Source organism: Paralteromonas sediminis, from assembly GCF_003820355.1.
Classification (GTDB): Bacteria; Pseudomonadota; Gammaproteobacteria; order Enterobacterales; family Alteromonadaceae; genus Alteromonas_F; species Alteromonas_F sediminis.
In genome coordinates, this window is the sequence record NZ_RPOK01000002.1 from 811998 (window position 1) to 834904 (window position 22907).

Genomic DNA, 22907 nt, shown 5'->3' on the forward strand with positions numbered 1-22907 from the left:
TTACGCTCTTACCTGACCCGAACCGGTGACAACAAACTTTTCTGTGGTTAATGATTCGAGGCCCATGGGGCCGTATGCATGTAACTTAGTGGTTGCAATACCGATTTCTGCGCCTAACCCCAACTGACCGCCATCAGAGAACCTAGACGAGGCATTAACCATAACCACGGAAGCGTCTACTGAACGCAAGAAATCGTCTGCCCGCTGCTCATTTTTAGTACAGATGACTTCCGTGTGATTGCTGCCAAAGCGCTGGATATGGTCCAGTGCATCTGCATAACATTCAACTTGCTTTACGGCTATCTCAAGGCCTAAATATTCCTCACCGAATGCCTCAGCATCAAGCTCTCGCGCTCCCTCAAAAAAAACGAGTGACGCAGCATCACAGTTAACTTTTACATGGTGCTTTTTAAACAAAGCACTTGCCAGAGGTAAGAAATCGGCCGCGATAGATTGGTGTACAATAAGCCCCTCAAGCGCATTACAGACGCCGGTTCTCTGTGTTTTACCGTTCTCTAACAAAGACACTGCCATCTCCAGATCTGCATCTTTGTCGATGTATAAATGACAAACACCTTTAAAGTGTTGAATAACAGGTACTTTACTGTGCTCAGTCACATAGTTGATAAGTCCCTCTCCACCACGGGGAATAATGACATTGATATAATCTCTTTGCTGCATCAGCTCGTGCATCAAGCTTCTATCAGGATTTGGTATCACCGTAATTAATGCTTTGGGTAAACCATGATCGACTAAGACGCCCTGCAAAACTTCAGCGATTTTCATGCTGGTTTGCAATGCTTCCCTTCCGCCTCTGAGAATACAGGCATTCCCTGACTTGAAACACAACGCGCCCGCATCGGCAGTCACGTTTGGCCGGGCCTCATAGATCATGCAAACAACACCAAGCGGCACCCGCATTTTACTTACGACTATGCCATTAGGTCTATTGGTCAGGTGCCGAAGTTTACCTACCGGATCCTCTAATGACACTAACGTCTCTATACCCGCCGCCATTTCTTCTACGCGATGTGCCGTTAGCGTAAGTCTGTCAAGCATCGCCGCACTGAGGTCATTGTTTTGCTCTCGAGCGACTTCAGATTCATTAACGCTTAATATCTTATCTTGATTCGCTCTCAACGCTTGGGCCATACCCGTGAGCACCGCGTTCTTTTGGTCTGTAGAGAGCATTGCGAGCACAGACGCTGCTTCATGTGCTTGTTTGGATAGTTCAGAAACAATAGACATCAATAACCTATATAATTACGTTTAAGACTGTGTTGTGTCAGCATGAACATCATCAAATGTTGCTAATACGCTTTCATCAGTTTGTTTATCTGCCTTAGACATAAGCCAAAGCACTGCTGTATTCACCATAAAACCTGGAACAATTTCGTACATAACACTACTAAGCGCTTGTCCATTATCAAGCACAGGGACATAAATCCAGAAAAGAACGGTTCCCACCGCACTTAGCATACCTGTTAGCGCGGCTTTATGAGTCAGGCTCTTACTGTACAGACAAAACAGAACGAGAGGCCCAAAGGCCGCACCAAAGCCGGCCCAGGCGTTACTTACCAGTGACAATACCGTGCTGGTCTGATCCAATGCCAGCAGCATGGCAACCACTGCAACGCCAAATACACCAAGGCGACCAATCATTACAGTGCGCTCTGGTGACAAAGATTTTTTAGCAACAACCTGATACACATCTTCAGTCAACGAACTGGCAGAAACCAAAAGTTGTGAAGAAATGGTGCTCATTATGGCTGCCAGAATTGCCGCCATCAAAAAGCCAGCAATGAGCGGGTGAAATAACAACTGAGACAACACAATGAATATCGTTTCAGGATCAGAGACCGTTAAGCCAAACTCATTTGCATACGCAACACCCACAAAGCCTGTCGCCAGTGCACCCACTAAAGTAACGAGCATCCATGAAATACCTATATTTCTTGCAGTGCTGACATCTTTTACCGACCGGATCGCCATAAAACGAACAATAATGTGCGGTTGACCAAAATAGCCCAGGCCCCAGGCTAAGGTCGAGATCAATCCCAACACAGTAAGATTTTGAAGCGAGGTGTTCACGTCTGGGATAGATGCAAAAGCGGCGCTGTTCATCTGAGCGAAAGAATCAAACTCCAAAAATGCTACTACTGGAACAAGCACCAGAGCCACAAACATTATGCAACCCTGAACAAAATCAGTCAGACTAACCGCAAGAAAGCCCCCTAGCATAGTGTAGGCAACAACCACACCTAAAGTAATTGCGATACCTAGCTTATATTCAATAGCAAAAGCAGATTCGAAAAGCTTTCCCCCTGCAACTAAACCGGAAGATGTATACAAGGTGAAAAAAAGTACAATGATGGCCGCTGAGACAATACGTATCGATAAGGCGTTATGGCCAAATCGATTGGCAAAAAAAGCAGGTAGCGTTAGTGCGTCATCGGCCTTCTCAGTGTAAAGCCGCAGCTTAGGTGCGACATAGAGGTAGTTAGCCAGTGCGCCCAACGTTAGACCGATACCAATATAGACAGCGTCAAAGCCAGCAGCAAACATAGCTCCAGGTAGCCCCATTAACATCCAACCACTCATATCAGATGCACCTGCGGAAAGCGCAGTCACCTGAGGGCTTACCTGGCGCCCTCCCAAAATATATCCAGAAATATCACTGGTTGAACGTCGGTAGGCAAACAGGCCGATTGCCAACATCACTATGAAATACAACGCTAAAGAATAATATCCTTCTACCGACATCCGTACTGCACCCTTTAATTATTTTGACGCGCAACAGTATCATGACAATACACCAAGAGATCAACAGTAAGGAGTCTGTTCAAACCACTTTAATAAATCGGGCAAAGGAAGCGGACGGCTAATAAAATAACCTTGAGCGTAATGACACCCCCACTCTGAGAGTAAGCTCAACGCCACTTCATCTTCGACGCCTTCTGCAACCACTTCGAGGTTAAACGAATCTGCGAGCTTGAGCACAGTATTGACAATTTGCTGGTCTTCAATACTTTTCGACAAATTAAGCACGAAGCTTTTGTCGATTTTAATGACATCGACCGGTAAATCCTTTAAATAGGCCAGTGACGAGTAACCCGTTCCAAAATCATCGATTGCAACTTTGAAACCGCGTTCACGCAGAGCATCCAAGTTTTGAATTGCCAGATTTTGGTCGGCAACCAAGTCACTTTCAGTCACTTCGATCTGAACATCACTACTATTGAGTTCAAACTGTTCCAGTTTCTCGAAAAAACGGCCCAATAAAGCACTGTTTTCCACATCCTGCGTAGACAAATTAATCGCAATACTCACGGGATGACCAGCTTCTCGAAGGGTTGAGGTATCCACGATTACCTGGTTGATAACCCATTCAGTCACAATTTCAATCAGGCCTGCTTGTTCAGCTATGCCAATAAACTCATCCGGAGGCACAAAACCGAGTTCTTTGCTGTTCCACCTAATCAGGGCTTCAAGACCTTTTACCGTGTTGCTGCGTAAATCGATCTTTGGCTGATAGACCATAGAAAGCTCAGACTGTTCTGAAATAAGCGCTCGTTTTAACTCGGTAATTATATCGAGCCTGCGCAAATATCGTGACTCTATATTGTCGCTGTACCGGGCCAGCCAGCTGCTCTCGTTTTTAGCGGCATCAATCACAATGTTCATTCGCCTAAACAAAAGCTCTGCATTATCTGCATCGTCAGGCAGGTCCATAATACCAAGACTTACTTTTATCGGAATGGACAGCTCCTCTGTTTCGACAGGCTGTTCTAAAATGTACTTAAGTGTTTCTAGTTTAATTTCATCCAAGGGAGACTCAGGGATCCAAATCATATCGCTGCCGGACAGTCTGGAAGCTTCTCCCGGCCAGCGCGTTAAGCGCTCGGAGATACGCTGCAAACATATATCGCCATTTACATAGCCATATAAATCATTAATCTGTCGAAAACCAACAATATTCAAGCCAATTACCTGAATATGCTCGCCTGATTCGAGCTTTTCACCGATCAATGTTTGAATGTGAGTGCGGTTATACAGACCAGTAAGGTCATCGTGCTGAGCCTGATAACGAATGCGTTTTTCACGGCTTGCAATGCTCTCCTGCATGGTAGAGAAAGCACTGGCTAAATGCCGGATTTCCTGTAAGCGGCCCGACACATCGAGTGACTTACCATAGTCACCAGCGGCAATTCGCTTGACGCCTTCAATCAAGCTAGACAAAGGCTCTGTAATCCGCCTTGAAACAAGCAAAGACACACCTAAGGAAGCGAACATGGCGATTACAGAAATCGTCAATATTGACACCTGAAGGCGGGTGAAACTTTTATATTGTGGACCAACATTTGCGGCAATAGCGATATTCACATTCGATTCTGCGTCATCGGTTAAGGTGAGACTTCTCAATACATAAGGTTTATCACCTTCCAGCGTCACATCAATCCAATTGACCTCGGATTGAGCACGACCCAGCAACTTATTTGCACTTTCCTTTGTCAACGATGTCGCAATGAGGGATTTTACAGGGGTATCGGTTAGTGCCCTTCCCGCCTGATATGCAATGAGATCAGCTTGGATGATATTACTTAAATCGGTAAGAAAACTGCCGTCAATCTCAAAGCCTACAATCAAAATACCCTTGATCGTGGGTGCTCTGACAGGGACCAGTATCATCTGATACAAACTGCCGTTGACGATACCTATTGCTTCAGTATTCTCATTGTTGTCTTCCAGTAGCGCATTCACTGCATCTTCAAATTCAAATAACGAACCAGAAGTGAAAATACTGGGTTCACTGGTTTTTACAAACCCATTGATGTCTAACAGCGCCATGACATCGGCGTCTATTCGCCTTGCGTTGCTGCGAAGATTGCTGTTTAGCGTGGCAGTGTCTCCACCTTTAGCCACATCAGCAACTACACCACGAAAGCCGAAATCGCCGGCCAGCACAGTGGCCGAACTGGAGAGAATTTCAGAGCGATTTTCCAATACTCGCTCAAAGACATTATTGGCTACCACAAGACGATTAGCCAGTTGCTCGTCAACCATCTTTGCCGTAGAGGTCCAAACATTAACGAGGATCACCACGGCGGTGACAACGATGCTCCAAAACAACAGCCTGAACAAACTCTGTCGTAGAGTTAAATCCATAGAATTGTCTCCCAGCCCCTATTTTGGGGTGTCTCTACGCTATCGTTTTTAGACTTAAGCACTCGGTATACAAACACAATTTGTCATTTAGCATATAGCCATGCTACCCACAACAGTGCAAAAATCCTAGTACAAATTTGTACTTATGGTAACGCTAAAGGTCGACTAGGAGAAAAGAGAAACAAAAAAGCCAAGTCACAAAGGACCTGGCTTCTTTTGTTTGGTGCGGAAAGCGGGACTTGAAAGCGCCCTTCACCCTCATATACCTTGAAATACGCAGGCTACAACTTGTGAACGAGGTATACAGGGGTATTTGCTGGTATCACAACGATCCAAATGAGATCCAAGTTTATACTCAACAATGCTAAGGTCATATAATCAGATTATGCTGACAACTTACCAAAAATTTCTCTTTAATTCTGTTATTAATTGACCATGTAAACGAGTTTTTAAACAGGTATGATTTTCTACTACCGTCTCATATAACGAGCTCTAATATGTAAACGGGATTTCAACTCCGAAGTGCACCACTCGCCCATTAGGCTGCTTTTCTCATTTCTTCGAAGACCAGAACGATAAACAGAAAAAGATTGAAGTGGACATCACACAAGTGTCAAGGAGTTATCGACGTATACTATGCGCTCTTTGGACCACGCGGCGTAGCAAAATTAATATCGATAAGTTGCCATCCTTGGCTGAGGACAAAAACTAATAGAACCGAAGAAGGGCAAAAGAGAGCAGCGCACGACCATTATCCTCATGGGCGTAACGAGCACGATAGCGTTTTACGCCAAAAGTTACTTTGGTATTGAGCAAGCAACTAAGTAACAGTAGTTCTGCGGCTTGGTAAACTAATGCAAGGGTAATGATTACGCCTTGCAACAAGCCGATAACCACGCAAAGTATTTTCACAGCGTCATTTTGACTCACCAATCATCACCCCAGGCATCAAACCCTGTATCCATACTATCGTTGAAAAGGGAGTCGTTAGTATCACTGAATGGCTCTATGCCCGCGCCAAAGATGTCATTATCACACAAGCGTGAAGACTCAGTTGTTGTTATCTCTTCTATGTCTTGTGTATTGGATTGACCTATGGCATTGCCCATGACATCAATGCAAGCATTTGGCGCTATCAGCGGTAATCCTGTTGCAGGGTTGATGGAAGTTGAAGCTATAGGACTGTCATCTATCTCGGAACACTCATCATGCGCATCACATGCGTCATTATCAGTTTGCCGTGGCGGGATACCTAAAAAGCCAGCAAGGGTAAATTCATGTTTCATTTTATTTTCCTGTAAGTCGTTATCTACACTGGAAAAATTAATGAAATTATGGTAGTTTTCAAATTCTTGACTGCGATGCTCAGCAACAACAATTTGCCCTCATCTAGAGGCTATTCTATAAGTGCTGGGCAAGTAAAAGTGCCGACCAAATGGGCATTTGGCAGCACTGCATTTTATTTTTTGCACCTTATCGTGCATCCTTTTCAAAAAAACGTATTTACTAACCGGTGTCATTTATTGGCATCATAATCACACTCCTTATAGTTGTATGTTGGCAAACGTTGCCACGTTAATGTGTCGATGACAGCGTTTAAATTCGGTGAACCCGTGGCTGTAGAGTATGAAGTTTAAGCGGACGAGAGCGTGCACGGACTCTGCGCTCAGTCTTCATAGGCACAGTGTGCCCCGTGCACGTCATGTCACAAAAGCTTGATTAGGCTAAGTGCTACATATGCGCTAAGCGCATATCTCGCATTTGCGTGGCACGCAAACTGCAAAAACAGCGTTTGTGAAACAAACCAATAAGACGCGAAAGAAAAAACAATGACATTGTGTTTTTCTGAAGCAGGCCATTGTCCGTGGCAGCGGACTACCCTCATTCACGTTTTGCCCAAAGCAAAATGGGGTGGCTGCAATTAAGCAGACAGCCCACCATTACCGCTAAGCAGAAAAGCGGCATGTTGTCACACACTGCCCGTGCAACAATATGGCACAGTGCCAAGCGGCGTTAATGGGGGTAGTACGGTGCAACCGGACAATGGCCTTGGAATGGAAAGGTGAAGGTGAGACAACCACCTTCAGTCAGCGTGTCAATTATGATTGACCGTAGAGCTGACGTGCCTTGCCAGTCCACTTGTCCTCAGTGCCGCGCAATGAGGGCAACTGCCAAAAGGCAGGAAGTGTTGTGATAATCATCACAACATTCATTCGGTTATAGGCGTTATAACGTCTCTTGATGAAAAGCAGGATGTATTTCGTCATATCAACGCCCAAAATTTGTATTGGCAAATCCTTTTTAGCGATATCACAATCAAAAAAAGGAAACATCATGACGCAAATACCGACCCACGTTGAGGCACTGAATCATTTAGCGGGTATTGATATGCGCTACCACCATGGTAGGAATAATCACGAAATAGGGGTAAGCAGGAAGGTACTAAGTATGTGCATCGCCGGCCGATTTTCCATGATAGCGCCTGTACTTATCAGGCCGCTTTACGGCATCACCCAGCGTGCAGCACTTACGCACCTCAACAGCTTAGTAGACCTTGGGTACCTATCCGTCTTTCACACTCACCGCGCCATAGATAACCGGCTCTACGTTTTAACAAGGGATGGGGCAGCCTTTGGCTCCGAGCTTATTCAATATCCCATTCCGTTTCGCTCCAAAGCTACACCATCACTTCAGGTGAATCACAATACCATCGCTCATGACTTAATGAATGCGTATGTACTTTTGCGGGGTGTGAATCGTGTAAGTAAAAACGGTGAGGCCAATCCCTTATGGAGTGGGTTTGTGACAGAGCGAGAATTTGCCAGGCTTTACCCCTCGCATCAAATACGTACTGTGGATGGACTGGTAAGGGAGGTTGGCGACAAAGAGAGCTTTGCAGCGGTGGAGCTTGAAAACAGTTTTAAGAGTCGAGCATTAAGACAAACTATCTTGGAAAAGTATGCCTATGCGCTTAACAGCGGCTACTACAACAAGGTATTTTTGTTCTCGCAGCAGCGTAAAATCTTTGATGATGCCAAACGGCTTCATGACGATATTTTTGAAATGCAGCGACATGCACAAACCCAATCCAAAAAAGGGGCGTCACTGTCACTATCCGATATCGATAGATTAGAGGAAGGCCTGATTTTTAGAACCGTTTTTTGTGATGAGCTACAGCGAGTCTTTTACCCATAGAAAAAGCGCTCAACCGAGCGCTTCAATCATGGCGTATATCCGAACCTTCGTTTCACTGAACGAACAGCAATGGATAACACACCGGCCATTAACGATAAGAGCAATAAGCCCTCATCCTTAACCGGCAAGGCAGGGTGCAACTGAATCTCACAGACGGCCCTTATCCCATAAAGGATAAGAAAGATGTAAGTGAATGCCGTTAACACCTCTGCTAACAAAATACACAGTGCCCTTATGAAAATGTGTTTATCTGTCCTCATGCATTGCTCTCCTTAAAACTAGTCAAATGCATAAATAAGTAGGCGCGTGATAGGCAGAAAAAACACAACCACAAAAAGGTTTGAAGTGATAGATATAAAAAGGAAAGGCGGACCATAAGCCCGCCTTCCCATAGGGATATGTCTTCAACAAGAGGGTTGCGCGACGTCTCTTGCAACGACGTGACTCCGTCAGAACACTTTGGTTGCTGACTACGACATAATAAATTTCCTACTTTTACTATCAGGCCTAATCGCTTGCGCGCAGTAGGTGCGCTAGGCGCATGTTTCGGCCAGTATCGTTGTCAGTTTGTCCTGGTAGGGCATCAATTGATGCCTACATTATTATCTAGTCTCTAGGTAGGGATAATAAACCTACCTTTATTACTAATTCTTGGTAAGACCCTAACTCTCTATTTATGATTAGTAATGAGCTAACGACATTTTTTGGGGAAGTGGACAGTGAGTCGTAATAAATTATGAGGGCAATTGATGTAGAAAAAGCATTCTAGCCAATGGGAAATAACATAAAAATGAAAGAAAGCAGACTTAGACAGCTCTTTTATCAAGCTTGACTTTTGAGAAAGCCCCTAAAAGAAAGAGTGTCAGGGAAGCTGCCCCCTAAACTCGATTTTTGCAGTGTTCAGCTCTTGCTCGTCAATGAAAAGGAACGAGTAAAAAAATACCCAATCCGCTAAATTTTTCATATCCATTAAAATCCGAATTCAAAAATAATAACCCTCTCATAAGATAGATACAGGAAATTACCAGACTTCACATGAGTAGATTGCACCTGCACCAACGAATGGATCTCCACCACTATAAAAACCGCCTGGATATTGAGAACCTTCTCCAATATAAGTTCCGCCAACACCACTCAGCATATTGGCTCTTGTTGAGCTAGATAAGTTGGGATCGCATATATCAAATTGGTTACTATAAGGTGTAGCTGAACAAAAAGCATCAACTCCAAACTTAGTAAAAGCCACCGCAATACTATCTACCGCCATCGTAAACTGATAAAACAAGGTGGAATTGATTCGTTAAAATGTCAGGAAACGCTAGGTCTTCATCACAAAAGTCGTACTGACAGAGCTATTGAATAAATCGTAATCGAATTATCCCTGGCTAATCCTCACATGGGACAATCCAAAGTGTCACGACAGCTTAAATCTGAAAGAGACGTCGACATACACGCTAGTGGCGTGCGCAATATCTGGTTGAAGGAAAATATGAATACCTCTCACTTCGTTGCGATTGGCTAAGCTTGCCGAAGCGCGGCAAAACTGATAGTGTGATTACGTCAAAATCGCTTGGTACTTATACCGTCAGTATCCCTTGGTAACCACACTAATTCCATGAAGATAACCCGACTCATGCAATCGATGTGTTTATCAATTTATTAGATTTGGGTGAGTTAGGTTTTGCGCGTAGCCAACCTGCTAAATCAGGGAGACCTAGTTATTCGCTAGCAACGATGCTCAAAATTTAACTTTATGGCTACCTCAACCGATGCTCTGCTCTATTTACTCATCAGCTCTCACAAGGGAGTCAACCTTTTATAGTTAATCCTATCTTTATTTAAAAATGGCATATCCACTGTCAGAAATTATTTTTTGCTTTGTACTCCCGTCCTTGTTCATGAGGTAGATATTTTTATTTTTTCCGTCTTTGCTTATGGTCGAATACATGATTTTAGTTCCATCTGGAGACCATGTGGGATACCAGTCTGCATCCTCACTAAAGGTAAGTCGCGTTTGATTTGAACCATCAATACTCATCACGTAAATTTCATAGTTGCCATCACGTTCAGACATGAAAGCAATGTGTTTGCCATCAGGTGAGACATCAGGATGCCACTCGTCAGCATCGTTAAAAGTTAGTTGAACAAAGTCACTTCCATCAATATTGGCAATGCTAATTTCAGAGTTTTCATTTTCAAATTGAGAATGAAATACAAACTTTTTGCCGTCAGGGGTGTAAATAGGAGCGCCCCCACTCAGGCCATCTATTCGCTTTTTTTCTGAACCATCGGATTTCATTGTCCAGATTTCATTTTGGACTTTTTCAGTTGCGTCCCTATATGTTCGAGCGAAGGTTATAGTTTTGCCATCAGGAGACCAATCAGGCGCGTAGTCCCATTTACCTTTTTCGTGAGTAAGCCTTTTTCGGCTCGAGCCATCAGATTGCATAACATGAATAGACCATGTTTTTCTGTCATCATATTTCCCATAATAGGAAAACTGGCTACCTTCTGGAGACCACGCTAAGTATCCTCCTTTGACATTTTTTTTCGTTATCTCCTGATTACCTTCGGAATCTACCCTTAGAACTTCAATGAATTCATTTTTACTAGAAATATAAGCAACCTCAAACGATCCTGCTAAATTAGTCGATGTGCCGCTTGAATAACACACCATAGTATTCAGGCTAAGAACTAACACCAGCCATACCTTTAATTTTACAAAACACATAGTTTTCGACACCGAACATTATTTCACAAACGATTCGGTTGAAGTTGAAGTATCTAGAATAGAACTACTAGTTATTTAAGGTGAAAAGGTAAATTTATAAGATATTATGTAATCTCAACCCACTTTAAACACTGTTTAATTTCTTTGTTCATAGAGTCATAGTATATTAAATTGAGGTCTATGAATCACACAATTAATGTTGATTTTTCTCCGAGATTAACAGCTGCCTGCCACTTTTCTGTATCTTGAGGCTTGTGAAAAAAGAACCCTTGTAAAACATCACATCCATGACTAGTTAGAAACTCTGCCTGCCAGTTAGTCTCAACGCCCTCAGCTACAACTCTGGCATTGATGGCTCTGCTTAAATCGATAATTATTTTGACTATGGATTGGCTTGTGACACTGCTTTCCAAATTCATAACAAATGATTTGTCGATTTTAATCTCATGTATGCTGAGTTTCTGTAGGTAAGCAAGAGAGGAATACCCCGTACCGAAGTCATCTATCGAAAATTGAAACCCTTTCAAAGATAATTTTTGCAAAAGTGAAGTAGCAAAGGCCACATCTTTTATTAACGCACTTTCTGTAATCTCAAGAATAAGCCTCTTTGGTTCAACATTATATTTTGTAGTCACTGCCAATAACGCACTCTCAAAAGTACTGTGAGTTAGAAAGTTCGCACTGATATTCACCGCGATAGTAACGTCTTTTCCCTTTTGCTTTACATTGGAAATAATCTCACAGGCTTTATTTAATGCCAATTGACTCAACGCGAGTATTTCAGGTCCGTCTTCCGCTACAGGAATAAAAACTGCGGGAGAGACTAGGCCCAGACTAGGTGACTTCCATCGCATTAAGAGCTCAGCAGAATGACATTCAGAATTCATATCAACTTTTGATTGTAGTACGAATGCAAATTCTGAGGATGCGATTGCCGAGGGGAGGACTTGTTTTACCCGCTCCTTTAATAGGACGCATTCGATTTCTTTTTCAGTTAACCTATGCCCTCTTACCTCGCCATTACCATCGATTACAGCTCGTGCTTCATCAAACAGTGCCCATATCAATGTCTTTGACAATGCATTTGCATCAAAACAAAAGCTACCTATTGTTAGCAAAAACGGAATAGTCGCACCGTCTATATCAACGCCGTCAATTTCTAATACTTTTTTCTCAAATTTTGTCGCTTCCTCACAGGAGACAAGTGCTTTTGTCCCTACAAGGTAAAATGCATTTAATCCAACATGAAACAGGGTAAAACCTTCCGGAACCAAGATATTTAACTTTGTAGCAATGCACTCAATGACTTTTAATTCGGTTTTCTCACCATGCTCTTGCTGGACGCGCTCGAAACGCTCAATACTCACGGCAGCACAATACATTTTCTTGCGGGCTAGTTGAATAATACTAAGGGCATTACTCAGAACCTGCTTAAGCACCGCCATATTGGGCAACTTACTTATTGTATGCCGAGAGGAAAAGGTCTTCAGTTGGTTTTCTAAATGGACGGTTTTTGTAATATTTTGAATATAGCCAAGATAATACCTGTCGTTATTTAAACTTACCTCTCCAACACGTAAGTAAATGCTGATAACCCCCCCTGACTTATGAATAGCCTGCAATTTTCTGCCTCGCCCAATAATTTTTGGAACGCCCGAAGACGCATAATTATCAATGTGCCCCTGATGTTCGGCAGCTTCTTTAGCGGGCATCAAAATCGTAATATTTTCACCAATAAGCTCATTTTCTTCATAGCCAAAAAGCGCAAGCCCTCCCCTATTGACCGATTGAATATTGCCCTTTGCGTCAATGGTAACTATTCCGTCGGGTATGGTGTCATGAATAGCATTAAACATCAGATTTCGAGCTGTTAATGCTTCCAGTGATTTCTCCAATGCAAACGCACTCGATAATGCTCGGATTTCAGCGCCCACTGACTGCGATAGCGAGGTAAAAAGTAACTCAATAAAATCAAGGTTCTTCTTGGGCTGTTTGAAAAGAGCGGCAACTAGCCCTATTCGCTCTCCAGCTTCATTGTTGATGGGGTAGCCTACATATGACTCAATCCCCTGCTCCTTGAGAAGTGTATCTTTTGGAAATGCCTCTGCGACTGCGCCGTTATGAACACAGAAACCCTCTTGTATTAGTGCTTCACAGGGCGTGCCAGACAACGGATAAGCGATATCACCTATAACTTGCCCATCAACAAGATAACAAAATGTATGCGCCTTATTACGTTCTCGCTCAATCAACGCGAACATCAACTGATCAGCATTCACCACTTCGCTCATGTGTAACGCAAGCTTTTCCAGTGAAGCTGCATTAGACAGCATCTCAAGCCACGCCTCAAAGGTGTAAAGAGATAAATCCAAGTGTTGTCCCTATTGATTCAAAAATCAGTTGCATAGCCTGTTCATAATTACACCACCTTTTTATGTTGCGTTAAAGAAAAATAGTATGAATAATGTATTTCTATTACTGGCGGAAGTTGTAAATATCAACGCCCTAAAAAGAGCTGTAAATGCAAGAATCACTAGAACAAATAATCAAAAAATCAAGTACTCCAACACGTCTCGTAGAAGCAAAGCAACATTTAAAAAATTTACTCGAAGAGATGGAATATAAGATTCCTTTTAATATCACTTCTTCGCAAGAGAAGGATTATGACGCTCTGTTAAACAGGCTTCACAGATTAGAGAGAAAACGCCTATCTGAGGACAGCTCCATTCCTAATCTATCAACCATAAGGCAGTGCGTTGCAGATATCCTTCTTCTGTTAGATGGGCATGATATAAAAAAGAAACAGTACACCCCTTCCAATTAAATATACGGCCTCATGGTTGCCAGAGGCTAAGAAGTGCAAAGCATGTTTATTTTAAGGTCTCTATAATGCCGATACCAATCTGTTTCGACCTTCACGTTTTGCTTGATACAGACATTCGTCTGCCGCCTTCAGTAAGGCTCGCCATGTTAAACAATCGCCACCGTAAGTAGCGACACCGGCCGACAGTGTTACTACCCCCATAGGAGACTTTATATGGGGGATCTGTGCTTTTGCGACTTCTGAACGTACCCTCTCAGCAATAGCAATGGCATCTTTTAATTCAGTATCCGGTAAAAGTATTAAAAACTCCTCACCACCATACCTCACGGACAGTTTATCAGGGCCTCTAACACATGACTTCATTATCGAGGCGACTTTTACTAAGCATTCATCACCCGCTTGATGACCATACTCATCATTAAATTTCTTGAAAAAATCAACATCCAATATTGCTATTGAAAAAACGTGACCTTTTCGAAGAGAGCGGCGCTGAATGACATCATCTATAGCACGTCGATTATGCAATCCCGTCAATTGGTCCTGATTAGACGTTTCTTGCAACAAGTCTACGGCGAACTTTAAACGCAACTGTGCCAATACTCGATGCTTTAACGTTATCGCATGAAACGGTTTGCTAATGAAATCCGAGCAATCCACTTCCCAGCATTTTTGCTCTAATGTCTCATCACTGCTACCCGTTATGATAAATATAGGAAGTTGCCTTGATGAGTGAACTCGTCGAACCATTTTGCAAAGCCGCAAACCGGTTCCATCAGGCAAATGATGATCAAATAGGGCAACATCGAAATCATGTTTTGCCAATAAGGAAAGCGCTTCTTTAGCAGAGCCAACGCAGTAGCACTCACCCAACTCACTGAGCATAGATTCATACATTGCGATAAAAATGGGAGAGTCATCAACAATTAAAATCTTTGCTTGCGTGCATCGCTTGTGTATTTGTGTCTCAAAAGTGTCGTGTGCCATTTACTTCTTCTATTGGTCCTAAGCTTTAAGAATGGGCAATCAATCCAGCTATTTCAACCTAAAACCAAATCAAAGTTAGTCATACATTGGCCACAAAATGGCTCTGGTAGCTCCTATTGCCTAATGATACTTTTGAGTTGGTTGATTTTTAGTGGCTTTCGCAGCACTTTTTCGCACACCGAATCAATCAGCCTGTAATCTTGAGGCGTTAAGTTTCCCTCTTCGGCAGTGAGAATATATATCAATGAATGTTTGATCTTCTTGTTTTCCGCCAGCCATTCAATAAATTCTAACCCATTCATCTTGGGCATCTGAATGTCACAGAATATGAAGTCAAATTTCGGTCCTTGGGTAATAGCATCGATAGCCTCGGCACCATCATAGGCTGTAAATACTTCACAGTCCGCATAATCAAACATTTCCTCAAGTACATCGACTAGTGCTGTATCGTCGTCAATCACTAATACGCTTAGCTTTTCATTGTCCGCCTGTTTAGCTTTTTGAAGGTCGAGGAAAAACAGTGCGCCATGTTCAACAGATGAGTCAAAAGACAAAGCGCCATCCATGTCATTCGCAAGTTTATGGCTAATCGACAAGCCTAACCCACTGCCATCACCCACACCTTTTGACGTAACAAATGGCTCGAATATCTTGTGCTTAAAATCATCAGGAATGCCAGGACCGTTATCGGCCACTTTCACTCGCCAGAAGCTATTAAAGTCAACAACTTCCAGCTCAATTTTCCCTCCACCTTGTAACTTCAAAGCATCCTTGGCGTTGTTCATCAAGTTGATGAGTATTTGTTGTATATGTGCGCTACTCGCCTTTACGAGACAATGGCCATCAAAGGGCTTAAGGTAAATTTCTACGTTGTGTTTAGAATATAACTTTGTAAATAGAGGCAGGCATTGCTGCAACTCAGCGAATAAATCCAGGGTTTTGAGCTTTATACTGTCGTCAGACATTGAACTAGCGGCACGAAGACCATGGACGATAGTTGAAATTCGTTCACAGGCCTTTTGGATCTTTCTGAAACCGTCAATAGTTTTATCCGTAGCTAACTTGCCATCAACGAGTCTTGCCTCCATAAGCTCTGCAACCCCAGATATTACTGCTAAAGGATTATTGATTTCATGGGCAACGCCTGCGGCAATCTCACCTAAAGACGCCAGTTTAGCGTTGTTAAGGGCAAGCTTTTTTTGCTCGTCAAGTTCTTGTTTAGCACGTTCTTCATTTGTTCTATCAATATTGACACCCACCATCACCCAGCTGTCATCTAAAACATTGTTGTACAGCTTAGCTTTTGCAGACACATAGACGGGCTCACCACTGATCTTGTTTATTCTGAAGCTGCTTTCCCACTCAAGTTTATGCTCAACCGCTAAAGCTATTTCTTTCTCTACCCTAAGCCTGTCTTCTGGATCAAGGTAAGCCGCCCAATCATTATACTGCAACGCTCCACCGCTGGGCGCTAATCCATATATGGTGTACATCCGCTCGTCCCACTCAATGGTGTTATTTTTTAAGTTCCATGTCCATGTACCTATGCCTGCCGCTTCTAAAGCAAGCTCATTTCGTCTGCGGTAGTTATCAATAGAATACTCTTGACTAATATTTCGCTGCACACTTATCCAGCTCTCATACCAACCTGTTTTATCCACAACAGGAGAGATGGTCAATTCAACTACAAATTTCTCGCCATTCTTTTTATAGTTTGTTAGACGTTGATTGACATGTTGCCAGTTTTTCAAACCGTCTCGAATGTTACGTTTTGCAACGTCCTCCGTTTCTTCACCTTGCAATATTTCTGCTGGAGTTTTACCAATGATTTCTGCCGCAGAATAACCTGTCATTCGTTCAAAGGCATCATTTACATATATGGTAGGCGGACTTGGATGTTCATGAGACTGAGCAGCAGCAATCAGCACAACATCATTCATTGCCTCCAGTAAATTAAAGTTATCCCCTGCACTAAATACAATGTCGTCATAATCTTGCTCAGGCTCAATTGATACGCCTAATGAATCGGCTGACAATAGTGAAAATGTCACTTTACGCGCTTTAACGATTTGCCTTTCACCAGCCTTCACAAGGTAGGGAAAGAAAAATGCGTGCCCCTCTGTGTGCTGAAAACACCATTTACGCGTATGCTCTATTCTTCTGCAAAAGTCAGTCTCTGTCGGGATGAGTAAACGGCTCTCATCCATTGAGCTATGCCATCCTATGCCCTTTTCAAAATAAAGGGCAATCAGACCGTCTTTGTTTGACGAGATTAGCTTTTCGATATTCATGCTTTCACCATTCAAAATGGAGCTCGATCGTACTATTGACGTTCATTAGTTAATATTTCACACGAACTCTCAGAGCGCAGAGCCGACCATTACAATGGCTATTCAAGTATAGTCCAAAATTCTGCCATGCTCTCTGCTTTCAAGCTCTTAAGTTCTAACAGATTACACAAAACACTTTCATGGTGTTTAACCTTACTTAAATCCTGCAAAAATAAATTGCTTTCTACCACTCAGTGACTACCAGAAGCTCCAGCGAGCCCCCTTATGTCTGCGTTGCCAATTGATTATTCATAACATTATAACATCACTTTGATTTGTCAAAGTTTTAACATCGCTCTTAATTGCGAGCCATTTAATCTTTCCAATAATTAGTACCCCAAAAAAGCTATGGCTCTAAAAAACATTAAGCTTCGTTGTCATAGGACGCAAAATACTCGACAAACACACAATATTGATTAGTAGGACTTTCCGCTTCCTTTTCATATTGCTTTACAAAATCCTGATAAACCGGAGGCTTACCAATTGTCATCATCAGTGAGTCTAGGGTTTTCATGCTACTAACGAGCTCATCGGAAAGACCAAAAAAAGCAGCCTTGTGCTCTGGAATGGCTATGGAAATTTTGTCAATAATGAATTCAATTTTCCCATTATTACGTAATATTTCCTTACATATTCCTATCGCTGTCTTGCTAAGTGATGATGCGTCAACTGCATTTCTATCCATTATTGCGTCTCTCTCTACTTTCATTAACTGATACATGTTCAGACTTTGAAGCGAGATACAAGCTGCTGTGTGCGTGACGCCATTTCTGCTAATTCACTTGCCGCTTCTCTTGCTTGCCTTGAACCCTGTTCGGCCTCAACTGACATACTGCTAATGTATTCAACACTCTGAGAGACCTGCAAAGATGTCATATTCTGCTGCTCTGTTGCAGCAGCAACGGACTCACTCATTGAAAGCAAAACATTAATATTCGACGAAAGTTCGTTCATGGCCTTGGTTACAAGCTCAACCAAGTGGATCCCACCATCAGCCGCTCGCTCAGCTTGCTCCATCGCACAGACCGATTTATCAGACGTGTTATTCATGGTCTCCATAATGCGGGCAATCTCAACAGCACTTTGCTGTGATTGGGTAGCAAGCGCTCTCACTTCATCCGCGACCACAGAGAAGCCTCGGCCTGCATCTCCCGCCCTAGCGGCTTCAATGGCCGCGTTAAGTGCCAATAGGTTTGTTTGATCAGCTATACCCGTAATGGTGTTCAGGGCTACAGTAATTTGGTTAACTTCGCTTTTTAACGAAGCAATAATGCCGCTAGAATCCCTTATCAGTCCCACCAATAATGATATGTTTTTAGCAGCAAGATTGACGCGCTCGACGTTTTCTTTAAGACTCGCCTCGGCTTCTATTCCCTTGTCCTTTGTGGTCAATGAGGCTTGAGCAATGTCATTAATTGAGGCTGTTAATTGCTCCATAGCAGTCGCGACAGAATGCGTCTGATCTCGCTGGCGTTCAGAAAGGTTTGCGCCCTGCTCTGTTGTTACACTGAGCTGTTCTGCCGCAGATGCCAAAGTAGCAGCATCTTCTTTTGTGCTAGCAACAATATCTCTAATTTGGCCAATAAATATATTAAAACCGACGGAAATCCTATCAATCTCGGGAATTTTAGATAGCGGTATCGAGACGGTTAAATCGCCCTCTCCTTGTGCGAGTGCATCACATGACTGCCCTAGTGCAGTTAATGGCCTAATAATCTTTTTTGCGAACCAAATGGCAACACCGACAGCAGCCGTGGTGATAAGAAGAAATTCCACCACTGCTGACAACATAAGACGTTTTCCGACTTGAACCGCCGCATGAAGCGATTCCTCCACATCTGCTTCTGCCATGAGGGCATAGGTGTAATCTCCAATCTCGACCGGCGAATATGATGAAAATACGGGCACATCACGATAGTCATTTATCTCAAGGAAACCTGCTTTCCCCTCAAGCGCTTGCTGAGACGCTTCAGTTTCGACTGGCTGGAGACCCACTGATGTTCTTCTTGATGTGATTTCCTTAGCCTCTGCTGGATACTTTTCCTCGATGACGGCTAAATAACTCTCTGAGTCTTCTAAGAAAAAACGACTCTCACTCATTAATACGCCTTTCGGCGAGACAAGATAGGTTTCTCCGGATATACCAAAACCTTTGTCTTGCCACTTCTGTTGGTGTGTTAAGAGGCTGTTAATATGCTCCATTGGCATTTGAAAAATCAACACCGCAATGTTTCGTCCTGTTTCATCTTTAATTGGGCTGGCAGCGAATCCGGCAAGTGCCATGTAGGAAGGAAGGTAAGGCGAAAACTCACTAAATACCACATCATTACTACTATCGAGCTTACGCGCTTTATCAAACACTTCACCAATACCAGTGGCAGAGTAAGGTCCAGTTTCAATACTGGTCGCAAAATCTAATTCTTTGAATACGCTGTAGACAATGTTCCCTGTTTTGATATCAGCAATGAAAATATCGTAGTAGCCAAATTCATTCAGAAACTGACGCAGTGTAGAGTGATATTTACTGTGTGCTTTTGCATAGTCTGTTGAATTCGTTAGATCATGCAACTTGTCCTTTTCGCCAAGAGGGAAAGCGGAACCTGCTATAAAGTCATATTGCAACTGTCGCGAAGTTAACGACAGTGGGTCGAACAATTTTTCCGGCTCCAACAAAGCCCTGGTATTAAGTTCATTGAAACGCGTGGCAAATGACTTTTTATAATATTCATTCAACAACTGCTGCTCGTCCGTTTGCAGTGGCATTCGTTGTGAAGCGTACTTATTAAAGGCTGCTATAAAGTCAGTCGCTGCGTTAACCATGGTTAAGTTATATGACTTGGCTCTTATCTGCGAAGCAATTCCTGAGATGTATGCATCTAGCGCCTCTTTGGTCTGCACATTTTGACTAACCAACTTCTCTTTCGCAGCTTCTTTAAGTGCATGTCTGGACTCATTTACGGCAATATTTACCGAAACAGTAGCCATGACGAGGATTGAAGCTACCGTCAAAGAAATCATGACGACAAGCAATCTAGTTTTTAAAGACATTTTCTGATCTTCTCTCAATCTGAATAGCGTTGATTAACATCGTTGAATTTGACTACCTGCTCATTTGCGCGCGGTGCGTGACTAAGCTCGGCTATGAGGTTCATCCATTGCTCCTTATTCAACGGTTTAGAAAAGAAGTATCCTTGAAATATATGACACCCCTTGCGAGCTAAATAATCTTTTTGGATCTCTCGCTCTACGCCCTCCGCGACCGACCTCACTCCCAAGGCATTGGAGATATTGATAATGGCGTCCACAATTTTATAGCTTTGGTGGGAAGCCGAAGCATTGATGTCATCGACAAAATATTTATCAACTTTCACTTCAGAAATCGGTAACTCTTTAAGATAAGCTAGACTTGAATAGCCCGTCCCAAAATCATCGATAGAAAACTGCACGCCATAATTACTGAGTTCAACCATCACTTGTTTGACAACGGATATATCAAGCACTAATGCTGTTTCAGTCAACTCAATAACTATCAGTTGAGGCGGGACTTGATGGAAATTTATACAACTTAAAAATTTTTCAGAGAAACTCGGTTCAACTATTTGTTTGGCACTGATGTTTATTGAAATCGGGTATGCTGCACCTTGCTTTATACTATATGCTAATGACGAAATGGCTTCATCAATAACCCAATCACCTATCGATATTATTGCTGAGGACTCTTCAGCTAGAGGGATAAAGTCGCCAGGACTCACAAAACCTAGCTTTTTGGAGTGCCATCTCACTAATGCTTCGAACCCGACAACATTAGTATCAACATCGTATTGCGGCTGATAAACCAAGGACAATTCGCCACTGTCGGCAACCGAGTCTAAAGCATCTTTTATTCGAACATAGCGATCGTGCTGGTCAATCCCTTCTTTAGCAATATGGTGATAACCAAATGGCGCTGACAATTTTGACTGCCTTACCGCTTGCTCTAAAATGTTGAGCATAGATTCGAAAGAGTGCGCGCTAGGGTCAAAAATGATGCTTCCCAATGAGGCAGTGAGGCAGAGTTTGTGTTGGCCAATTTGGACATCAAAATTATTTTCTTTTAGCAGAATGTCTTTCAAACCGTCTGATTCAAATTTGTGAATTTCGGTCATCAGAAAAGTAGATTTGGCCAGAAAGATAAACGCGTCTGCGTTATATTTATATAAACTGTAAGCATCACTGCTTACTTTTTTCAGATTTCTTGCAATTTGCTTTAATGCTTCATCGCCAGCGTTGAATCCATACTTGTGATTGAAAACCTTCATTTTGTCAATATCAAGGAGCAAGACAAAAAGTCCATGCTGCTTGCGCCGAGCCTCATTTGAAAGGTTTCTTACTTCACGTTCAAACCATTGGCTATTGCGTAAGCCGGTCACATTGTCAGTAAAAGCCAAATTGTAAATTGTATCTTGTGCTTTAATCCTCTCACTGATGTCTCTTATCACACCAATGTACTTCTTTTCTCCTTCCTCCGTTAACTCAGAAAGAGATAATTCCATTTGGAAAATTTCCCCACTTTTACGTTTTGCAGGCAATTGCCGACCTACACCCATTATTTTTGCATTACCAGTTTCCTTGTAATGCGCCATATAAGTGTCATGCTGTTCGGCGTAGGGCGCGGGCATTAGCACAGCGATATTTGCGCCCAAGAGTTCACGAGATGTGTAACCAAACATATCGAGCGCAACCTCATTTAGGTGAGAAATGACTCCCTTCTGGTCTATAGTGATTAGCGCATCATTAATGTTATTCAGGATATTTTCTATTTTCTGAGCTCTTTCCTCACTTTGAATTCTCAATGTTTTCTCGTCAGAAATATCTTCAAAGGCTCCAAATACGCGAACCACATGGTTTTGTTCGTTCTTCTCACAATTGCCACTTGCTCTCACCCATTTGTGAGCACCTGTTGCATCAGTAAATTCAAGCTCTAATGAAAAAGGAAGCCCCTTAGTGAGAAGAGTATTAAAAGCATTTTGAAGAATGATTCTTGAATCGGCTTTGTAATGACTCATCGCCTGCTCAAGTGTTATGCCATCACGTCTTGAAATCGCATAGATCTCAAATACCTCGTCAGTCCAATAGACGGTGTCTTTCTCAGGGTTATATTCCCAGGCTCCGATTTTTGAGATTGATTGCACTTCTTTCATCAATTGCAACGCGGCTTGCGTATTTTTTTCTTGATACAGACGTGTAAACAGGTTTTCGAAACTTTTGAAAGCAATTGAAAAATGGCGCAATGAAGATTCTTGCACGCGATCAGAAAATAAAGCCACCAAAGCACCTACGCATTGATTAGCAGCGTTTTTGATAAACGCGCTGACGGAGCTCTGTGCATCAAAATGCATATGTGCATGGTCACTCGGGTAACTCTTAAGTGACGGGTATACATGAACCTCTACGCCACAAGTATTTTCGACCTGACCTAACGCGCTGTTCAGTTGATAGGTAAAATGCCTTTGCCCTTTGTCATTTTGTAGCATCGATAGCGTCGATAAATCCTTGCCGTCAACCGTTGCCCAAAATAAGGCATCAGCGCCTATAAAATCTTTTAAAGCTTGGAGCTCAGAAGTCAATGTTGAGTGATACTCCTTTGCAATGTTTTGCATAGTGTCTTTATCAATGACTTTTTTGTATTCGAACATAA

Annotated in this window: 17 protein-coding genes; 2 read left to right on the forward strand and 15 right to left on the reverse strand. The window is 42.7% G+C overall.

Going from position 1 to position 22907, the window contains the following annotated elements; translation table 11 throughout:
- From DRW07_RS08915 to DRW07_RS18310, 6 genes are all read right to left on the reverse strand, one after another.
- Positions 1–1248 (reverse strand): glutamate-5-semialdehyde dehydrogenase, encoded by a 1248-nt coding sequence (locus DRW07_RS08915; protein WP_124027520.1) that lies wholly within the window; start codon positions 1246–1248, stop codon positions 1–3.
- A gap of 21 nt (positions 1249–1269) precedes the next feature.
- Positions 1270–2763, reverse strand: a complete 1494-nt coding sequence (gene putP, locus DRW07_RS08920; protein WP_124027521.1) for a sodium/proline symporter PutP — start codon at positions 2761–2763, stop codon at positions 1270–1272.
- Between the two features lie 60 nt (positions 2764–2823).
- A complete protein-coding gene (locus DRW07_RS08925; RefSeq protein ID WP_124027522.1) occupies positions 2824–5166 on the reverse strand; it encodes an EAL domain-containing protein in 2343 nt (780 codons plus the stop codon).
- 708 nt (positions 5167–5874) lie between these two features.
- Complete coding sequence (locus tag DRW07_RS08930; RefSeq protein ID WP_124027523.1) at positions 5875–6096, reverse strand: hypothetical protein; 222 nt, start codon at positions 6094–6096, stop codon at positions 5875–5877.
- The gene (locus tag DRW07_RS08935; RefSeq protein WP_124027524.1) at positions 6093–6452 is read right to left on the reverse strand and encodes a hypothetical protein; all 360 of its coding nucleotides are present in this window, start codon (positions 6450–6452) and stop codon (positions 6093–6095) included. The genes DRW07_RS08930 and DRW07_RS08935 overlap by 4 nt, the downstream gene beginning before the upstream one ends.
- A gap of 813 nt (positions 6453–7265) precedes the next feature.
- The gene (locus DRW07_RS18310) at positions 7266–7433 is read right to left on the reverse strand and encodes a hypothetical protein (protein ID WP_165870454.1); all 168 of its coding nucleotides are present in this window, start codon (positions 7431–7433) and stop codon (positions 7266–7268) included.
- Between the two features lie 67 nt (positions 7434–7500).
- Here DRW07_RS18310 and DRW07_RS08940 point away from each other — a divergent pair, with 67 nt between their 5' ends.
- A complete protein-coding gene (locus DRW07_RS08940; protein WP_124027525.1) occupies positions 7501–8361 on the forward strand; it encodes a hypothetical protein in 861 nt (286 codons plus the stop codon).
- A gap of 26 nt (positions 8362–8387) precedes the next feature.
- Here the strand turns inward: DRW07_RS08940 and DRW07_RS08945 are convergent, their stop codons facing one another.
- The 4 genes from DRW07_RS08945 to DRW07_RS08960 all read right to left on the reverse strand — a co-directional run bounded on the left by DRW07_RS08945 (position 8388) and on the right by DRW07_RS08960 (position 13464).
- The gene (locus DRW07_RS08945; protein ID WP_124027526.1) at positions 8388–8621 is read right to left on the reverse strand and encodes a hypothetical protein; all 234 of its coding nucleotides are present in this window, start codon (positions 8619–8621) and stop codon (positions 8388–8390) included.
- A gap of 761 nt (positions 8622–9382) precedes the next feature.
- Entirely contained in the window at positions 9383–9628 is a 246-nt protein-coding gene (locus DRW07_RS08950; RefSeq protein WP_124027527.1) for a hypothetical protein, read from the reverse strand.
- Positions 9629–10195: 567 nt separating this feature from the next.
- The gene (locus DRW07_RS08955) at positions 10196–11092 is read right to left on the reverse strand and encodes a DUF5050 domain-containing protein (RefSeq protein WP_124027528.1); all 897 of its coding nucleotides are present in this window, start codon (positions 11090–11092) and stop codon (positions 10196–10198) included.
- A 185-nt stretch (positions 11093–11277) separates the two neighbouring features.
- On the reverse strand, positions 11278–13464 hold the full coding sequence (locus DRW07_RS08960; RefSeq protein WP_124027529.1) for an EAL domain-containing protein: 2187 nt from the start codon (positions 13462–13464) through the stop codon (positions 11278–11280).
- 149 nt (positions 13465–13613) lie between these two features.
- Here DRW07_RS08960 and DRW07_RS08965 point away from each other — a divergent pair, with 149 nt between their 5' ends.
- Positions 13614–13916, forward strand: coding sequence for a hypothetical protein (locus tag DRW07_RS08965; RefSeq protein ID WP_124027530.1), 303 nt, complete (start codon positions 13614–13616; stop codon positions 13914–13916).
- A gap of 60 nt (positions 13917–13976) precedes the next feature.
- On the opposite strand, the gene DRW07_RS08970 is transcribed toward DRW07_RS08965, so the two are convergent.
- The 5 genes from DRW07_RS08970 to DRW07_RS08990 form a co-directional block, all read right to left on the reverse strand.
- Positions 13977–14900: a diguanylate cyclase gene (locus DRW07_RS08970; protein ID WP_124027531.1), complete on the reverse strand. Its 924-nt coding sequence runs from the start codon at positions 14898–14900 to the stop codon at positions 13977–13979.
- 113 nt (positions 14901–15013) lie between these two features.
- Positions 15014–17191 carry a PAS domain-containing protein gene (locus tag DRW07_RS08975; RefSeq protein ID WP_124027532.1) on the reverse strand — a complete coding sequence of 726 codons (2178 nt, stop codon included), beginning with the start codon at positions 17189–17191 and terminating at the stop codon, positions 15014–15016.
- A gap of 403 nt (positions 17192–17594) precedes the next feature.
- Entirely contained in the window at positions 17595–17915 is a 321-nt protein-coding gene (locus tag DRW07_RS08980; protein ID WP_124027533.1) for a hypothetical protein, read from the reverse strand.
- A 38-nt stretch (positions 17916–17953) separates the two neighbouring features.
- On the reverse strand, positions 17954–20278 hold the full coding sequence (locus tag DRW07_RS08985) for a methyl-accepting chemotaxis protein (RefSeq protein ID WP_124027534.1): 2325 nt from the start codon (positions 20276–20278) through the stop codon (positions 17954–17956).
- 14 nt (positions 20279–20292) lie between these two features.
- Complete coding sequence (locus tag DRW07_RS08990) at positions 20293–22905, reverse strand: sensor domain-containing protein (protein WP_124027535.1); 2613 nt, start codon at positions 22903–22905, stop codon at positions 20293–20295.
- Between the last annotated feature and the right edge of the window lie 2 nt (positions 22906–22907).

Excerpts from the sequence above, each read along its gene's own strand:
- DRW07_RS08915 (WP_124027520.1), bottom strand. The coding sequence starts at position 1,248 with ATGTCTATTGTTTCTGAACTATCCAAACAAGCACATGAAGCAGCGTCT.
- putP (WP_124027521.1), bottom strand. The coding sequence starts at position 2,763 with ATGTCGGTAGAAGGATATTATTCTTTAGCGTTGTATTTCATAGTGATG.
- DRW07_RS08925 (WP_124027522.1), bottom strand. The coding sequence starts at position 5,166 with ATGGATTTAACTCTACGACAGAGTTTGTTCAGGCTGTTGTTTTGGAGC.
- DRW07_RS08935 (WP_124027524.1), bottom strand. The coding sequence starts at position 6,452 with ATGAAACATGAATTTACCCTTGCTGGCTTTTTAGGTATCCCGCCACGG.
- DRW07_RS18310 (WP_165870454.1), bottom strand. The coding sequence starts at position 7,433 with ATGACGAAATACATCCTGCTTTTCATCAAGAGACGTTATAACGCCTAT.
- DRW07_RS08940 (WP_124027525.1), top strand. The coding sequence starts at position 7,501 with ATGACGCAAATACCGACCCACGTTGAGGCACTGAATCATTTAGCGGGT.
- DRW07_RS08945 (WP_124027526.1), bottom strand. The coding sequence starts at position 8,621 with ATGAGGACAGATAAACACATTTTCATAAGGGCACTGTGTATTTTGTTA.
- DRW07_RS08950 (WP_124027527.1), bottom strand. The coding sequence starts at position 9,628 with ATGGCGGTAGATAGTATTGCGGTGGCTTTTACTAAGTTTGGAGTTGAT.
- DRW07_RS08955 (WP_124027528.1), bottom strand. The coding sequence starts at position 11,092 with ATGTGTTTTGTAAAATTAAAGGTATGGCTGGTGTTAGTTCTTAGCCTG.
- DRW07_RS08965 (WP_124027530.1), top strand. The coding sequence starts at position 13,614 with ATGCAAGAATCACTAGAACAAATAATCAAAAAATCAAGTACTCCAACA.
- DRW07_RS08970 (WP_124027531.1), bottom strand. The coding sequence starts at position 14,900 with ATGGCACACGACACTTTTGAGACACAAATACACAAGCGATGCACGCAA.
- DRW07_RS08975 (WP_124027532.1), bottom strand. The coding sequence starts at position 17,191 with ATGAATATCGAAAAGCTAATCTCGTCAAACAAAGACGGTCTGATTGCC.
- DRW07_RS08980 (WP_124027533.1), bottom strand. The coding sequence starts at position 17,915 with ATGGATAGAAATGCAGTTGACGCATCATCACTTAGCAAGACAGCGATA.
- DRW07_RS08985 (WP_124027534.1), bottom strand. The coding sequence starts at position 20,278 with ATGTCTTTAAAAACTAGATTGCTTGTCGTCATGATTTCTTTGACGGTA.
- DRW07_RS08990 (WP_124027535.1), bottom strand. The coding sequence starts at position 22,905 with ATGTTCGAATACAAAAAAGTCATTGATAAAGACACTATGCAAAACATT.